This is a genomic window from Sphaerisporangium sp. NPDC051017, from assembly GCF_040683095.1.
GTDB lineage: Bacteria > Actinomycetota > Actinomycetes > Streptosporangiales > Streptosporangiaceae > Sphaerisporangium.
In genome coordinates this window covers 131,160-147,078 of the sequence record NZ_JBFBCI010000004.1, presented here as the reverse complement: position 1 = coordinate 147,078, position 15,919 = coordinate 131,160, and the positions used below count along the sequence as shown (strand labels likewise).

The 15,919-nt window shown below is 71.6% G+C and carries 14 protein-coding genes; 9 read left to right on the top strand and 5 right to left on the bottom strand.

What is annotated here, in order from left to right; all coding sequences use genetic code 11:
• Window positions 1-18 precede the first annotated feature (18 nt).
• Window positions 19-1,740 carry a S8 family serine peptidase gene (locus AB0M95_RS05975; RefSeq protein WP_363760105.1) on the bottom strand — a complete coding sequence of 574 codons (1,722 nt, stop codon included), beginning with the start codon at window positions 1,738-1,740 and terminating at the stop codon, window positions 19-21.
• A 227-nt stretch (window positions 1,741-1,967) separates the two neighbouring features.
• On the opposite strand from AB0M95_RS05975, the gene AB0M95_RS05970 reads away from it, so the two are divergent.
• Window positions 1,968-2,924, top strand: coding sequence for a tetratricopeptide repeat protein (locus tag AB0M95_RS05970; protein ID WP_363760102.1), 957 nt, complete (start codon window positions 1,968-1,970; stop codon window positions 2,922-2,924).
• 244 nt (window positions 2,925-3,168) lie between these two features.
• Window positions 3,169-4,578, top strand: coding sequence for an NAD-dependent malic enzyme (locus AB0M95_RS05965; protein ID WP_358515771.1), 1,410 nt, complete (start codon window positions 3,169-3,171; stop codon window positions 4,576-4,578).
• Between the two features lie 27 nt (window positions 4,579-4,605).
• On the opposite strand, the gene AB0M95_RS05960 is transcribed toward AB0M95_RS05965, so the two are convergent.
• Window positions 4,606-5,301, bottom strand: a complete 696-nt coding sequence (locus AB0M95_RS05960) for a hypothetical protein (protein WP_363760099.1) — start codon at window positions 5,299-5,301, stop codon at window positions 4,606-4,608.
• A gap of 184 nt (window positions 5,302-5,485) precedes the next feature.
• On the opposite strand from AB0M95_RS05960, the gene AB0M95_RS05955 reads away from it, so the two are divergent.
• Entirely contained in the window at window positions 5,486-6,064 is a 579-nt protein-coding gene (locus AB0M95_RS05955) for a YqgE/AlgH family protein (RefSeq protein WP_363760096.1), read from the top strand.
• Here the strand turns inward: AB0M95_RS05955 and AB0M95_RS05950 are convergent.
• Entirely contained in the window at window positions 6,007-6,669 is a 663-nt protein-coding gene (locus AB0M95_RS05950; protein ID WP_363760093.1) for a TetR family transcriptional regulator, read from the bottom strand. The genes AB0M95_RS05955 and AB0M95_RS05950 overlap by 58 nt on opposite strands.
• Window positions 6,670-6,806: 137 nt before the next feature.
• On the opposite strand from AB0M95_RS05950, the gene AB0M95_RS05945 reads away from it, so the two are divergent.
• From AB0M95_RS05945 to AB0M95_RS05920, 6 genes are all read left to right on the top strand, one after another.
• Complete coding sequence (locus AB0M95_RS05945) at window positions 6,807-8,378, top strand: DHA2 family efflux MFS transporter permease subunit (protein ID WP_363760090.1); 1,572 nt, start codon at window positions 6,807-6,809, stop codon at window positions 8,376-8,378.
• A 298-nt stretch (window positions 8,379-8,676) separates the two neighbouring features.
• The gene (locus AB0M95_RS05940; protein WP_358515757.1) at window positions 8,677-8,931 is read left to right on the top strand and encodes a DUF3039 domain-containing protein; all 255 of its coding nucleotides are present in this window, start codon (window positions 8,677-8,679) and stop codon (window positions 8,929-8,931) included.
• A gap of 175 nt (window positions 8,932-9,106) precedes the next feature.
• Window positions 9,107-9,991 (top strand): zinc metalloprotease, encoded by an 885-nt coding sequence (locus AB0M95_RS05935; protein WP_363760087.1) that lies wholly within the window; start codon window positions 9,107-9,109, stop codon window positions 9,989-9,991.
• A gap of 249 nt (window positions 9,992-10,240) precedes the next feature.
• The gene (locus tag AB0M95_RS05930) at window positions 10,241-10,939 is read left to right on the top strand and encodes a hypothetical protein (protein ID WP_363760084.1); all 699 of its coding nucleotides are present in this window, start codon (window positions 10,241-10,243) and stop codon (window positions 10,937-10,939) included.
• 238 nt (window positions 10,940-11,177) lie between these two features.
• Complete coding sequence (locus tag AB0M95_RS05925) at window positions 11,178-12,935, top strand: DEAD/DEAH box helicase (protein ID WP_363760081.1); 1,758 nt, start codon at window positions 11,178-11,180, stop codon at window positions 12,933-12,935.
• A gap of 36 nt (window positions 12,936-12,971) precedes the next feature.
• The gene (locus AB0M95_RS05920; RefSeq protein WP_358515746.1) at window positions 12,972-13,802 is read left to right on the top strand and encodes a hypothetical protein; all 831 of its coding nucleotides are present in this window, start codon (window positions 12,972-12,974) and stop codon (window positions 13,800-13,802) included.
• A 17-nt stretch (window positions 13,803-13,819) separates the two neighbouring features.
• Here the strand turns inward: AB0M95_RS05920 and AB0M95_RS05915 are convergent, their stop codons facing one another.
• Both AB0M95_RS05915 and AB0M95_RS05910 read right to left on the bottom strand, forming a co-directional pair.
• Complete coding sequence (locus AB0M95_RS05915; protein WP_363760078.1) at window positions 13,820-14,476, bottom strand: isochorismatase family protein; 657 nt, start codon at window positions 14,474-14,476, stop codon at window positions 13,820-13,822.
• 114 nt (window positions 14,477-14,590) lie between these two features.
• On the bottom strand, window positions 14,591-15,874 hold the full coding sequence (locus tag AB0M95_RS05910) for a nicotinate phosphoribosyltransferase (RefSeq protein WP_363760075.1): 1,284 nt from the start codon (window positions 15,872-15,874) through the stop codon (window positions 14,591-14,593).
• Between the last annotated feature and the right edge of the window lie 45 nt (window positions 15,875-15,919).

The following is a 15,919-nucleotide window of genomic DNA, read 5'->3' as shown; positions in this document are numbered from 1 at the left end:
CCCGGTCAGTCGGCCCGGCTAGTGGCCGACGGCGCGCAGGGCGTCGACGATGCCCCTGCCGTAGAAGCCGTTGGACGCCTTGGTGCCCTCGCAGGTGTGCGTGGCGGTCACCGTCTGCCCGCTCGGCAGGATGCGGGTGTAGGTGAAGGCGGGCGGGGTCGGGCAGGCCGTCTTGGTGGCCGTGCCCTTCAGGATCGCCTCCACCACGTCCGGAGCGAGGGTCTTGCCGCCGTTGCGCCAGTCGGGGTGCCCGTACTTGCTGACGATCAGCGCCGCGACCCCGGTCGCGCGCGGCGAGGCCATGGAGGTGCCCTGCAGGTACTGGTAGTAAGCGCAGGTGCCGCCGTTGCAGTCCTTCACCACGTAGTTCACCGTCGGGTCGCCGTTCTCGTCGATCTCACCGTTGGCGAGGGCGAGAGACTTCGGATAGGCCGACAGCGTCGCCTTGGTGACGTCCCGCGTGTTGCCCGGCGTGTCGTAGGCGTCACCGCCGGGTGAGGCCACGTCGACGAACCCGTTGCCGTAGCTGGAGTAGTACGACTTGCGCTTGCTGATTCCGGTCGAGGAGACCGAGATCACGTGCTCGCCCTCGGTCGGCATCGAGACGCAGCTCGGCGGGATCGTGCGGGAGTACGGCGCCTGGCCGGGCACACTGGCGAAGTCGGGGCTCGAGGCGTCGGTGTTGGTCTTGGTGTAGTCGATCGCCTGGTTGCCCGCGGCGGCGACCAGCGTGACGCCGTGCCGGTGGGCGTAGTCCAGCGCGCGCTGGGTCGCCGTGATGATGGTCGCCTGCTCGGCGCGGTCGGCGGGGGAGTCCGCCGGGTTGTCGACGCAGTTGAACAGCCACGGGTCGATGTAGTAGCTCATGTTGACCACGTCGACGCCGATGTCGCCGGCGTAGGTCAGCGCGTCCACGGTGGGCTGGAGGAAGAAGTAGCCCGAGTCCTGGCCGGCCCGCAGGTTCACCAGCGTGACCTTGGGCGCCACACCGGAGATGCCGAGATCGTTGATCGGGGAGGCGATCGAGGACGCGACATGCGTCCCGTGGCCGTCCTCGTCCACGTCGTTCGGGTCGTTGCAGGACTGGTCCGGCTCGTCCTCACAGGGGCCGTCGACCACGTTGCCGTTGGCGTCGTAGGGGATGTCGACCGTGAAGTTGCGGCTGAGCGCCCGGTTGAAGTTGGGCGCGATGTCGGGGTGCGAGCCGTCGATCCCGGTGTCGATCACACCGACCAGGACCTTCGGGTCGCCCTGCTCGTACTTGTGCGCCTCCTCGGCGCGGATCTGCTTCATGTCCCACTGCAGATCCGACAGCGGCTCGGCCTTGACCGAGCGCCCGAACTTGAGCGGGCCGCCATCGCCCCGGCCGGCCTTCTCGACCGCCTTGGACTGGATGGCCGCCTGGGTGTTCGCCGCCAGCCTGGCGGTCTTCGGGACGCTGCCGATGACACGGTCGTGGGCGACGCCCTCGATGGCGCCGTTGCCGGTGAGCGCCGAGGCGAAGCCCGGGTTCGCCGTCGTCACGGTGGCCAGGCCCACGGCCTTGTTCACCTTGACGACGGTGCCACCCGCGGCCTCTATCGCCTTCTGGGCGTCCGCCGCAGTGGCGCCGTCTTTGTAAAGAACGACGTACTGGGTCGTTGCCGCGGGCTCGGCCGTCGTTGGGACGGCCTGCGCCGGGACCGCCGCTGTCGCGGCGATCACGGCGGCAGCGGCGGAGACGACGATGACGCGTTTCACACCCACCTCCACGTGAGCTGAATTCATGCCGTGCCCATCGTTGGTGATATTCGCGCCACACGACAGTTCCGAGAGATTTCTGCGACAAAGGCGTGACATTCGGTGGCTGTCCTCCCGCCGTCCCCAGCCGTCCCCCGGCGCGCGGTCGTCCCCCCGCCGCACCCCGGCGCGGCCCCGCCGTCCCCGTGGCGACCCTGAGCACACGCGGGATACGGCAGGATTGGACTATGAGCCCAGCGGACTTCACTCGACCGGCCTCGCTGCAGGGGGCCGTGGACCTCGGTGCCCGCAAGCAGGCACTGGAAGCCCAGGCCCGCCGTGAGGCGGCGGCGGCGCAGGCCGCGGCGGGCGGGGGTCCCGCCCAGCCTCCCGCCGGCGCGGCCGTCATCGACGTCACCGATGAGACCTTCGCCACAGACGTGATCGAGCGCTCCATGCGCACGCCGGTCGTCCTCGACCTCTGGGCCACCTGGTGTGAGCCCTGCAAGCAGCTCAGCCCGATCCTCGAGAAGCTCGCCGCCGAGGCGGGGGGCCGGTGGGTGCTCGCCAAGGTCGACGTCGACAAGAGCCCCCAGATCAGCGGCGCCCTCCAGGTGCAGAGCATCCCGACCGTCCTCGCCGTCTTCCAGGGGCAGGCCGTCACGGGCTTCCAGGGCGCGCTTCCCGAGGCGCAGGTGCGCCAGTGGCTCGACCAGCTCATGACCGCCCTCGCGCAGTACCTGCCGCCGCCCGGCGAGGCGCCGGAGGGCCAGGAGGCGCCGCAGCTCGCAGCCGACCCCGACCTGCTGGCCGCCGAGAATGCCATCGAGCAGGGCGATCTCGACGCAGCCGCGGCGGCCTACGAGCGGCTGCTCGCGCGGTCCCCGGCCGACCCCGACGCCAAGATCGGCCTCGCGGGCGTCGGCCTCGTGCGTCGCACCCAGGGCCTCGACCCCGCGGCCGTCCTGACCCGCGCCGCCGGGAACCCCGCCGACGTCGAGGCCCACACCCAGGCCGCCGATGTCGAGATCCTCGGCGGCAAGGTGGACGAGGCGTTCGAGCGGCTCGTCCAGCTCGTCCGCCGCACCTCCGGCGACGACCGCGACCGCGCCCGCCGCCACCTGCTCGGCCTGTTCGACGCCCTGCCCGCGGACGACCCCTCGGTCGCCAAGGCGCGCCGGGCCCTCGCCAACGCCCTCTACTGAGGCGCCGCCGCTCCCGCGCGGCGCCCTTCTCCTCTGGAGGGCGTCGCTCGCGGGCGGCCGGGCGCCACCCGGGTCACCACCCCTAGGGCTCCGGCCACGTCCCGCGCGAGGCGGAAGCGCCCGGCCGCGTCTGGCACGATGGATACCCCCGAATGCATGTCTCCCAGGGGAACAGGCGAGCCGGATGCGCGACACCGGGCACCCGAGCACGCGGATCAGCAGTACCGCAAAGGAGCGGATACCCGTGGCCACCGTGCCGAGCGTCTCTTACTCGATCACCGTCCGACTCGAGGTTCCGGCGGGCGGCAAGGCCGTCAGCCAGCTCACTCACGCAGTGGAGAACGCGGGCGGTGTGGTCACCGCCCTCGACGTGACCAACGCCGGTCACGAGAAGCTTCGCATCGACGTCACCTGCGCCGCCAAGGACACCGACCACGCGCAGGCCATCGTCGACAGCCTCGACGCGGTCGAGGGCGTCGTCCTGCACAAGGTCAGCGACCGCACGTTCCTGATGCACCTCGGCGGCAAGATCGAGATGCAGTCCAAGGTGCCGCTGCGCAACCGTGACGAGCTGTCGATGGCCTACACGCCCGGCGTCGCGCGGGTGTCGCTGGCCATCGCCCGTAACCCCGAGGACGCCCGCCGGCTGACCATCAAGCGCAACACCGTCGCCGTGGTCACCGACGGCTCGGCGGTGCTCGGCCTCGGCAACATCGGCCCTGCGGCGGCGCTGCCGGTCATGGAGGGCAAGGCCGCGCTGTTCAAGCGCTTCGCGGGCATCGACGCCTGGCCCATCTGCCTGGACACCCAGGACGTCGACACGATCGTCGAGATCGTCCGGGCCATCGCCCCTGGGTTCGGCGGCATCAACCTGGAGGACATCTCGGCGCCGCGCTGCTTCGAGATCGAGCGCCGGCTGCGCGAGCTGCTGGACATCCCGGTCTTCCACGACGACCAGCACGGCACCGCCATCTGCGTGCTGGCCGCCCTGACCAACGCGCTGCGCGTCGTCGGCAAGTCCCTGCCGGAGGTGCGCATCGCCATGGCGGGCGCCGGGGCCGCGGGCACCGCCGTTCTGCGCCTGCTGCTCGCCGCCGGGGCGCGCAACGTCGTCGTCTGCGACTACGTCGGCGCGGTCCACCTCGGCCGCGACGACCTGGACGCGTCGCTGCGCTGGATCGCCGAGAACACCAACGCCGACGGGTACGGCGGCGATCTGCGGGGCGCGGTGAAGGGCGCGGACGTCTTCATCGGCGTCTCGGCCCCCGGCATCCTGAACGGCGACGACATCGCCACCATGGCCGACAAGGCCGTGGTGTTCGCGCTGGCCAACCCCGAGCCCGAGGTCTCGCCCGACGACGCGCGCGAGCACGCCGCCGTGGTCGCGACGGGCCGCTCCGACTACCCCAACCAGATCAACAACGTGCTGGCCTTCCCGGGCGTCTTCCGCGGGCTGCTGGACGCGCAGTCGCGCACGGTGACCGAGGCCATGCTGCTCGCCGCCGCCAACGCCCTGGCCAACGTCGTGTCGGTGGAGGAACTCGGGCCGAACTACATCATCCCCAGCGTCTTCAACCCGGACGTGGCGACCACCGTGGCGGCGGCCGTCCGGGAGTCGGCGGGCGGCAAGGCCCGCGGCTTCACCGAGGCGTAGCCCCGCCTCACCGAGGCGTTGACCGTCTCATCGAGGCGTGGACCGGCGGGAGGCGTACATCGGGCGGGGCCGCATGAGCGGCTCCGCGGGGACGCGGCGCGGCCACACCAGGGCCACCCACCACAGCATTCCGCCGAAGACGATCAGGCCGGTGGCCGTGGCCACCTTGCCCCAGAAGTCGGCGGGCGGCCCGGTGTACGGCAGGCGGCCGTACGGCTGGCGGATCAGCGGGTTGTAGCGGTGGGAGCGCACGCTCTCGGCGCGCCCGCCGCCTCGCGCGTCGTCGGAGCTCTCTTCGCTCTCGCTGTAGACCGACTCGCGGTACTCGCCGTACGACTCCTCTTGAGTCTCGCAGCGGGACCAGACCTGGTAGCGCGTGGTGCCCTGCCCGGCGAGGGTGACCCCGATGCGCTCGGTGGAGCGCGGCTCGACGTAGACGGGGATGGTGCGCTGGACGCCCGGCCAGAGCAGGCCGTTGCGCACGAGCGTGTCGCCGCGGTAGACGGAGTATTCGACGGTGCCGTGGTCGCGCGGCGCGGTCATCACGACGTTCGCCTTGCTGGAGGGGCACTCGACCCGGGAGACGTTGACGTCGACCCGGCCGCCGCGCGGGTCGCGTCTCCCGCCCTCGTCGCCGATGCCGGCGGCATGGGAGGTGCGCGCGGCGGGGACGCCCACGGCCACGCCCACCGCCATGAGCGCCACGAGTATGAGGCGGTTCATGTGGGCTCTCCCTCTTGGTCACTGCCGTCTGCTTGGGGCGGTTTGCGCGAAACGGGCTCTTCCATCACCAGGATCTGACACGGAGAGTGCCCGCTCGTGCACCCAAGGTAACATGTCCGCGCCCGTGCGGCCGAGTGGCTGGGGGTAGGCGCGCATTAGGGGCATCACGCGTCATGATGGATGCATGGCGGAGGCGATCTACGTCGGCGGGCTGCTGGTGGCGACGCCACTGCTGGACGACCCGAACTTCCGGCGCGGCGTCGTGCTGGTCCTCGAACACGACGAGGACGGCGGGACCCTCGGCGTGATGCTCAACCGGCCGAGCGAGGTCACGGTGAACCAGGTGCTCCCGTCCTGGGACCCGCTGGTCAGCGGACCGCCGGTGCTGTTCGAGGGCGGGCCGGTGCAGACCGACAGCGCGCTCGCGCTGGCCTCGGTGCCGAGCGGCCAGGAGCCGCTCGGGTGGCGCAGGCTCCACGCCGGGGCCACGGCGGTGTCCAAGCTCGGCACGGTGGACCTGGACGCCCCTCCCGAGATCCTCGCGGGTGAGATAACCCAGATGCGCATCTTCGCCGGGTACGCCGGATGGACGGCGGGCCAACTCGAGGCCGAGATCCGCGAGGGGTCCTGGTACGTCGTGGAGGCGGAGCCGGGCGACACGTTCGACTCGCGTCCGGCCGACCTGTGGCGGGCGGTGCTGCGGCGTCAGCCCGGGGAGCTGGCCTTCGTGGCGACCTGCCCGGACGACCCCAAGCTGAACTGACACCAGCCGGGGTCCAGCGCCTGCTCGACGAGCGACAGGACGCTCTCCATCTTGCCGAGCAGCTCGGCCAGTGAAGTGGTGGCCTCGATGGGGCACTCGGAGCCGACGCGGATCGCCGCCGTGATGAACGCCACCAGCAGCCGCGGGCGCTGGTCGATCTCGGGGTCGGTGCCCTGGCGCCGGGCGATCTCGGCGGTGAGCTTCTTCTCGGTCTCGGCCATGCGGGCGAAGCTCGCGGCCATCAGGTGCGGGTTGCCCTCGATCACGCGCCGCTGCCGGACGAACCGGGCGGGGTCCTCGGCCGCGCCGACCTCCAGCGCGTGGATGAACGTGCGGTAGGCGTTGGTCAGGGCCTGGAACGGCGGTTCGTCCTCGGGGCGCGCGGCGAGTGCCGTGGTGATCAGCTCGTCGTACTCGACCGTGTAGTCGAGCGCCAGGTCCTCCTTGCTGCCGAAGTAGCGGAAGAAGGTGCGCGGCGAGACGTCCACCGCCGCGGCGATCTGATCGACGGTGGTAGACTCGAACCCTTGTTCGAGAAATAGCTCGAAGGCGGCATCGCACAGCGCGAGCCGGGTCCGATGCTTCTTGCGCTCCCTTAGACCCACCCCAGATGCCTCCTCGAAATATTTACTTCATATACTGCCATAAGTCATCATCTGTCGCATAAAAGCGTTTGTCATCTGTCATCGACTGACATAAATTACCGGTCGTTGACTACTAGTCGAATCAGGGGGACATCTTCATGGCTCAAGCGCTGGCCGCGCGCCCCGACGCGCCGGCCCGTCGCGGCCACGGCCATCCGTGGCTGACGTTGCTGGCGGTCGCGCTCGGCGTGATCATGGTGATGCTCGACGGCACCGTCGTCTCCATCGCCAACCCGGTGATCGGCAAGGAGCTGGGAGCGTCGCTCTCGGACCTTCAGTGGATCACCAGCGGATACCTGCTCGCCCTCGCCGTCTTCCTCATCACGGCGGGCAAGCTCGGCGACCTGTTCGGGCACAAGTCCGTCTTCCTCGTGGGCATCGCCGGCTTCGCCCTCACCTCGCTGGCCATCGGCCTCAGCTCCTCCATCGGCATGCTCATCGCGCTGCGCGTCCTCCAGGGCCTGTTCGGCGCGCTGCTCCAGCCGGCCGCGCTCGCGCTGCTGCGCGCGGCGTTCCCGGCCGAGAAGCTCGGCATGGCGATCGGCATCTGGGGAGCCACGATCGGCATGTCCAGTGCGGCGGGCCCCATCGTCGGCGGCCTGCTCGTCGAGAACGTGAGCTGGCAGTCGGTCTTCTTCATCAACGTGCCGGTCGGCGTCGTCGCGCTGATCGTCGCCTTCTGGGTGATCAAGGAGAACAGGGCCGGGTCCCTGTCCAAGATCGACTGGCTGGGCGTGGTGCTGCTGTCCGGCGCCATGTTCTGCCTGGTGTGGGCCATCATCAAGGCGCCGGGCTACGGGTGGGGCGACCCCAAGACGCTCGGGTTCCTCGCCGGGGCGATCGTGCTGGGGGCGCTGTTCGTCTTCTGGCAGACCCGCGCGAGCGAGCCGCTGCTGCCCCTCGGCCTGTTCAGCAACGCGTCCGTTTCCATCGGCACGGCCCTGATGGTGCTCATGGCCTTCTCGATGTTCGGCGCGATGTTCTTCCTCACGTTCTACTTCCAGGGCGTGCACGGCCTGTCCCCGCTGGAGTCGGGCATGCGCATGCTCCCGATGAGCGCCGGCATGATGGTCGCCTCACCGCTGGCCGGCGTCCTGCTGAGCAAGTTCGGGCCGAAGATCCCCATCGCCGTCGGCATGCTGATCACCGCCGTCTCGATGTTCCTGCTCTCCCGTCTCGGTCTGGAGGCCGGCTACATCGACACCGCGATCCCGTTCGCGCTCCTCGCCTTCGGCCTGTCGCCCGTCATGGTCGGCGCCACCGAGGTCATCGTCGGCAACTCGCCGGAGTCGCTCAGCGGCGTCGCCGGAGGCATGCAGCAGTCGGCCATGCAGGTCGGCGGCTCGCTCGGCACGGCCGTCCTCGGCGCGCTCATCACCGCCAAGGTCGCGGAGGTCCTGCCCGGCCACCTCTCCGCCGTGAAGATCCCCGCCACCGCGGCGCAGGTCGACGCGATGAGCAGCGCGGTCGCCCTCGGCGTCGCCCCCGTGCCCCCCGGCAGCCCCAAGCCGATCGCGGACGCCCTGACCCAGGCCGCCCATCTGTCCTTCCTCGACGGCATGCACTTCGGTTTCGGCGTTTCCGTGGTCGTGGCCGTGCTCGCCGCCGCCCTGGCCCTCTTCGTCCGCGCCGGCCGCAAGGTCGAGGACGCCCCCGTCCACGTGGGCTGAGCTGCGCCTAAGGCCGCGCCTCCTGCAATAGGCACGGTTCGGGGCGCCCCCTCAGGCGCCCCGAACCGTGCCTATGGCCGCGCCTTCGGCACGGCGTGTCCGGGGCGCACTTCAGGCGGTGTTCTTCCGTCGTCACTCGGAAGGGTTCGTTCCTCACCCTTCCTCCCTCCTCCTCCAGAACACCGCCGCGCCCCGAACGGCCTATGGCCTCGCTTGGCTCGGCGGGTTCGGGGTGACGGGCCCCGGACAGATCTTGGTTGACGGAGCGAGACTCCGAACCACCCAATAAACTCGGTTCGTGAGCACGAAGATCCTGCCTGAGAGCGACGTACGGCCGAACCTCTCGCATGGTGACGAGGGGGACCACGAGCGGTTCTCGCACTACGCCGACAAGAACAAGATCACCGAGAGCATGGTGACCGGCGTTCCGATCCGGGCGCTCTGCGGCAAGGTCTGGGTGCCGAGCCGTGATCCCAAGAAGTACCCGGTCTGCCCGGAGTGCAAGGAGATCTACGAGGGCCTGCCCAAGGGCGGCGAGCCCGGCGGCTCCTGAGGGTGCCGCGCCTGGGCTCGCGGGTCTCCAAGGGAGAGTCGCTCCTCGGCTCGTACGTCTCCGACGGAGTGTTGCTCCCCGGTGATCGCGCGGAGTGCGGCTAGCGTCAGCACTCTGACCTGCGACGACGGGGGAGTGCATGGTGCGGCGCGCGGTGGCCGTGTCTTTGGCGTCCGTGGTTTCCTTCGTGTGCCTCGGCACACAGGGCGGCCCCTCCGGCCCCGCCCGGGCGGACGCCGCGCGTTCATGCGAACGCACCCGGGCGCCCGGGGCCGGGACACAGCGGGACGAGCCGTACTCCCTGAACGCCGCCGACGCCGCACGGATGCTCGCCGGCATGCGCCGCCGCCTGGGGTCCCTGCCCGGCCCGCCCCGGCGGCGGCCCCCCACGACGACGACGGTTCCCCTGTGGGTCCACGTGATCACCGACGGGCGCGAGGGTGTCCCGGACACCGCGATCGGGCCGCAGGTCGAGACGCTCAACGCCGCGTACGGCGGGCGGCTCGGCGGCGTGGACACCGGCATCAGGTTCGAGTTGCGCGGCGTGACCCACACCGACAACCCGGTCTGGTTCCGCAAACCGCTGCTGAGCGAGAACGCCATGAAGCAGCGCCTGCGCAGGGGCGGCCCCGAGACCCTCAACCTCTACATCGCCCAGCTCGGCGAGCTCGTGCTCGGGTACGCGACCTACCCGCACTGGTACGCCGGACGCCCCGCCAACGACGGCGTGGTCATCGACTGGCGCAGCCTGCCCGGGGGTTCCATGCGGGACTTCTCGAAGGGGTACACGGCCGTCCACGAGATCGGCCACTGGCTCGGCCTGCTGCACACGTTCGAGAACGGGTGCTCCCCGCCCGGCGACTCCGTCGACGACACCCCTCCCGAGGCGACGCCCACGCAGGGCTGCCCCGTGCAGAAGGACACCTGCCCCGACCCGGGCGAGGATCCGATCCACAACTTCATGGACTACGCCCACGACCGCTGCATGTCTCAGTTCACCGCCGGCCAGGCGGCCCGCATGCGCGACATGTGGTCCGCCTACCGCGCCTCCGCCACGTGATCCCTTCGGGGCCTGAAGGGGCGTCCCGAACCGCCATGCCGAAGGCGCGGCAACAGGCGCTGTTCGGGGCGCGGCGGTGTTCTGGAGTCCTCGCGGGCAAGGGTGAGGAACGATCCCTTGCCCGCGAGGGCGGAAGAACGCCGCCTAAAGTGCGCCCCGAACACGCCGAGCCGAAGGCTCGGCAATAAACACGGCGTTGACGGAGGGGCGGGCTCGGTGGCGATACTCAGAGCACCGGGAGGAGGCGGCGTGGAGGAACAGCGCACGGGACGACGGCCGTACGGCGATCCGGCATGGGCCCCGCCGGAGCCGGAACAGGAGGAGGGCTTACCGCCCTCGGCCCGCGTGTACGGCAGGCCCGCGCCGCCGTCGCGGGTCGCGGTGCCCGCGTGGGCCAGGCGCGCGGCGCTGCTCGCCGTCGCAGTGGTGGCGGGCACGGCGCTGGTGGCCGGTCTGGTCGCCGTCATCACGAACGCCGTCCGCTCACCTGAGGCGCCCTCGGCAGTGGCGGACACGACGGCGGGCGTCACCTACCCGTTGCCGAAGGGGTGGACCCGCGGGGCGATCCCGCCGGTCACCGGATTCACCTCCGTCGCGGCCCTGCCGGACACCGCGCTGGTGATGGCCAGGCCCGGCGGCGCGGCCGACTCCGTGGCCGTTCTCGGGCCCCGTCAGGCCGCGATCGGGCTCGCGGACCTGTACGGGCGGCTGCTGCTGCGCGGGGACACCATGGAGGTCGTCGACGACCGGTGGATGAGCGTCGGCGCGTACACGGGCCATTCACGGGCGCTTCGCGCGACGTACACCGATGTCGTCAACCGGCCGTCGTACCTGCGGGTGACACTTCTCACCAAGGACGACAAGAGCGTGATCGTCGTCGGCCTCGCCCAGCCGGACGACCCGGGGCGGCGGGCCGAGATCGACGCCGTGGTCAACGGGCTCAGGTAGCTCGCCTGGCCGGGTGGGGCCGGCGTCGGCCCCGCGGGGCGGCAGGGGTCGCGGACGCGAGAAGACCACGTGGGCGCAGCCGGACACCGGGCGGCGATTCCGCGGGCGTCGGCGCGTTTGTCGGTCGGCCCCACTAGGGTGGCTTCACTGTGAGGGACCGACACGAGCGCGACGTCAAGATCACAAACGGGGGCGAGGGCCCGGCCGGCCGCCGGAGCCGTCTGAGGAGGAGGTCGGCGTGAGCTCGTTTGCCGCGTCCCATCTGTCACCTTCGTATCCCGACCGCGCCGCGTGGGGCACCGCGCCCAAGCTCCGCGCGTGGCAGCAGGAGGCGTTCGACCTCTACTTCCGGCGCGAGCCGCGTGACTTCCTCACGGTCGCGACGCCGGGCGCGGGCAAGACGACGTACGCGCTGCGCATCGCCAGCGAGCTCCTCGCCCGGGGCACCGTCCAGCGGGTGACGATCGTCACGCCCACCGAGCACCTCAAGCGCCAGTGGGCCGACGCCGCCGGCCGGGTGGGCATCGCCATCGACCCGGAGTTCAAGAACAGCCAGGGCGCCACCTCGCGCGACTACATGGGCGTGGCGGTCACCTACGCCCAGGTGTCCATGCACCCCGCGCTCCACCGCTCCCGCACCGAGTACCGCCGGACCCTCGTCATCTTCGACGAGATCCACCACGCGGGCGACGCCAAGTCGTGGGGCGACGGCGTGCGCGAGGCGTTCGAGCCCGCCGCCAGGCGCCTGGCCCTCACCGGCACGCCGTTCCGGTCGGACACCAACCCCATTCCGTTCGTCACCTACGCCGAGGACGGCGAGGGCGTGCGGCGCAGCGTCTCCGACTACTCCTACGGCTACGCCCCGGCGCTGGCCGACGGCGTCGTCCGTCCCGTGATCTTCCTGGCGTACGCCGGCGAGATGCGGTGGCGCACCCGCGCGGGCGACGAGATCACCGCCACCCTCGGCACCCCCCTCACCAAGGACCAGCTCGGGCAGGCCTGGCGGGCCGCGCTCGACCCGAAGGGCGACTGGATCCGCCAGGTTCTGCGCGCGGCCGACCGGCGGCTCGCCGAGGTCCGCCGGGGCGTGCCCGACGCCGGGGCCATGGTCATCGCCACCGACCACGAGACCGCCCGCGCGTACGCCAAGCACCTGCGGGCGATCACCGGCGAGGGCGCCACGATCGTGCTCTCCGACGACCCCGGCGCCTCGGACAAGATCAAGCAGTTCAGCGCCTCGGACGAACGCTGGCTGGTCGCGGTCCGCATGGTGTCCGAGGGCGTCGACATTCCCCGGCTGGCCGTGGGCGTCTACGCCACCAGCGTGTCCACGCCGCTGTTCTTCGCCCAGGCCGTGGGGCGCTTCGTCCGGGCGCGCAAGCGGGGAGAGACCGCCTCGGTGTTCCTGCCCTCCGTGCCCACCCTGATGGGGCTGGCGGGCGAGATGGAGGCCGAGCGCGACCACGTCCTCGACCGCAAGCTCCCCGAGGAAGGCCTCGACGATTTCCTGGTCGAGGAGGCCCAGCAGAAGAAGGACAATCCCGACGTCCTCGGCGACGAGCTGCCGTTCGAGACGGTCGAGGCGTCGGCCACCTTCGACCGCGTCCTGTTCGACGGCGGCGAGTTCGGCACGGCCGCCGCGCCCGGCTCTCCCGAGGAGGAGGACTTCCTGGGCCTTCCCGGGCTGCTGGAGCCCGACCAGGTGGCGGTCCTGCTCCGCAAGCACCAGGCCGAGCAGCAGGCCGCCAAGCGGCGCCAGGCGGCCGAACCCCGGCCGGAGCCCGCCCTGAGCCCGCACGAGGAGATCGCGGCCCTGCGCAAGGAGCTCAACGGCCTCGTCGGCGCCTGGAACCACCGCACCGGCCAGCCGCACGGCGTCATCCACGCCGAGCTTCGCCGCACCTGCGGCGGCCCCGCCATCGCGCAGGCCACCGCCGAGCAGATCCGCCAGCGCATCGAAACCATCCGCAAGTGGGCCAACCAGCGCTCGCGCTAAGCTCGTGCGTCCCGGCCCAGGCAGGAAGATCGATCGATGCCCTCCTTCGACAGCGCGCGTGACCGCTTCCGGCTGAGCCCGGCTCACCTCGGGGTGCTGGGCTGCCTGTACGAAGGGGTGCCGGTCACCGCCGACCTGCTGGGCGCCCGCGACGAGCTGTGGGCGGCGGGGCTCCTCGGCGACATGGGCGAGGTCATCCCCGAGCTGGCCACCCTCGCCGACGTGATCGCCGAGCCGCTCGTGCTGGTCCAGGTCGAGATCACGGGCAGTGAGGGGCCGACCAGCCACGGCGCGGTCATCGGGCACCACGCCTGTTACGTGTTCGAGGGATGGCCCGGCGAGGCGGAGTCGGAGTACGTGCCCACCGACCTCGGCGCGCTGGTGTGGTCGCTGGCGCGGGTGGTCGGCCTGCGCGACCGGGGGGTCAAGCCTCCGGTCGCCCCCGTCGTGACCACGAGGGTCGCCGCCATGGACGCCGGGTTCGCCGCGCTCGCCCGTATGGACCCCACCCGCGTCCAGGAGACCGCCGCGCTGTTACGTGCGGTGCTGGCCGCCGAGGACGATCTGACCGAGCCCGAGCTGACGATCTTCACCCATCTGTTGCTGCAGCTCAACGCCAACTGGCGGATGACCGCGGCGTGGCCCAACCGGGACGGATCGGGCACGGAGGTCCGCGGCATCACCGTGCTGGACTGCGGCCCTCTCGGCTACTGGCTGTGCGAGAGCCTCGCCGAGCCGATGATGCCGGGGACGTTGACCCCCGACGGCGACCTGCGGCTGATCTTCGTCGAGGTCCAGCGCGTGTGGGAGCTCATCGCGAGCCTCCTGCCCGACCCCGAGGAGCTGCCGGTTCCCGCCGAGGTGTGACGCCGCGGCCGGCGCGGTCAGGGGGTCGCGAGCACCGGGGCGCCGGTGAGGTGGACCCCTGCGGCCCTGAGCTCGGCGAGGGCGGCTTCGGTGGTCCGGGGCGCGACGCCGGCGGTCAGGTCGAGCAGGACGCGGACGGTGAAGCCGTTCCTCACGGCGTCGAGGGCGGTGGCGCGCACGCAGTGGTCGGTGGCGATGCCCACGACGTCCACGTGTTCCACGCCGCGCGAGCGCAGCCATTCGGCCAGCCCCGTGCCGTCCTCGCCGTGTCCCTCGAAGCCGCTGTAGGCGGCGCTGTGGCGGCCTTTGCTGAAGACCTCCTCGATGGGGGAGGTGTCGAGGGCGGGGTGGAACCCGGCGCCGGGGGTGCCGACCACGCAGTGCGCGGGCCAGCTGTGGACGTAGTCGGGGTGCTCGGCGAAGTGGGCCCCGGGGTCGACGTGGTAGTCGCGGGTGGCCACCACGTGCGCGTACGGCTCGGCGGCGGCGTGCGGGCCGATCGCCGCCGCCACCCCGGCGCCGCCCGCGACGGCCAGGCTGCCGCCCTCGCAGAAGTCGTTCTGCACGTCGACGATGATCAGCGCCGTGTTCGCCGTGTTCGCCGGGCCGTCCGGGGTCGTCCCGCCCGCCGGGTTCTCGACATCCACGGGGTTCTCGCGGTTCTCCGGGTTCATGGTCGGCCTCGTTTCGGTCGCGTGGCCGGGGACGCGCCGCCCCGGCCACCGGGGGATCAAAGGGGATATGTCGGGAAGTCCAGCGACAAGGGAGACTACGGTTCGCGAGGGCGGCTAGGAGAAGACGGTGGGGATCACCGGGTCGCCGTGGGAGAGCTGCCGGGCCAGCACGGGCAGCTCGTTCACCGAGGCCCGGTGGCGTTCCCTGGCGGCGCCCAGCGGCTCACGCCCGACGATCTCGCCCCCGCGAACCAGCTCGTGCAGCAGCGGCCGGGCCCCCGCCGGGGCGGGCGCGTCGGCGGAGGTGACCAGCTCGGCGACGGCGGTTCCGTCCTCCAGGGCCCGGAACGCGTTCTTGCCGCCGCCCCGGCTCGGCTTGCCGACCGACTTCTTGGCCACCGGCTGGAGCACGCCGTCGGCGTCCTCGCGGGCGACCAGCTTGTACACCATGGCCGCCGTCGGCACGCCCGAGCCGGTGACGACCGAGGTCCCGACACCGTACCCGTCGACCGGCGCGGCGGCGAGGGCGGCGATGGAGTACTCGTCCAGGTCGCTGGTGACCACGATGCGGGTGCGCGTCGCGCCGAGCGAGTCGAGCATCTCCCGCACCTCGTGCGCGGCCACGGCGAGGTCGCCGGAGTCGATGCGGACCGCCCCGAGCGCCGGCCCGGCCAGCTCCACCGCCGTGCGCACGGCCTTGGCGACGTCGTAGGTGTCGATCAGCAGCGTCGTCTCCGCCCCGAGGGAGTCGATCTGCGCCTGGAAGGCGTCGTACTCCGAGTCGTGCAGGAGCGTGAACGCGTGGGCGGCGGTGCCGGCCGTCGGCACGCCGTAGACGCTGCCGGCCATGAGGTTGGAGGTGGAGGAGAAGCCCGCGAGGTAGGCGGCCCTGGCCGAGGCGACGGCGGCGGCCTCGTGGGTGCGCCGGGAGCCGAACTCGATGATCGGCCGCGAGCCGGCGGCCCCCACCATGCGCGAGGCCGCCGACGCGATGGCCGAGTCGTGGTTGAGGATGGAGAGGATCACCGTCTCCAGCAGCCCCGCCTCGGCGAACGTTCCGTCCACGACCATGATCGGCGAGCCGGGGAAGTAGCACTCGCCCTCGCGGTAGCCGCGGACGTCGCCCGAGAAGCGGTAGGACGCCAGGAAGCCGAGGGTCTCGTCGTCGACGACGCGGTTCTCGCGCAGGTACGCCAGCTCGGCGTCGCCGAAGCGGAAGCCGGCGAGGGCGTCCAGCACGCGCCCGGTGCCCGCGACGACCCCGTACCGGCGGCCGCCGGGAAGGTGGCGGGCGAAGACCTCGAACACCGCGCGCCTGTGGGCCGCACCGCTGGCCAATGCCGCCTGCAGCATCGTCAGCTCATAGTGATCGGTAAGCAACGCGCTGCTCATCCCCATCTTCACAAGTCGAAGACTACGACCGGGGTAGGGCAGGATGGGAAT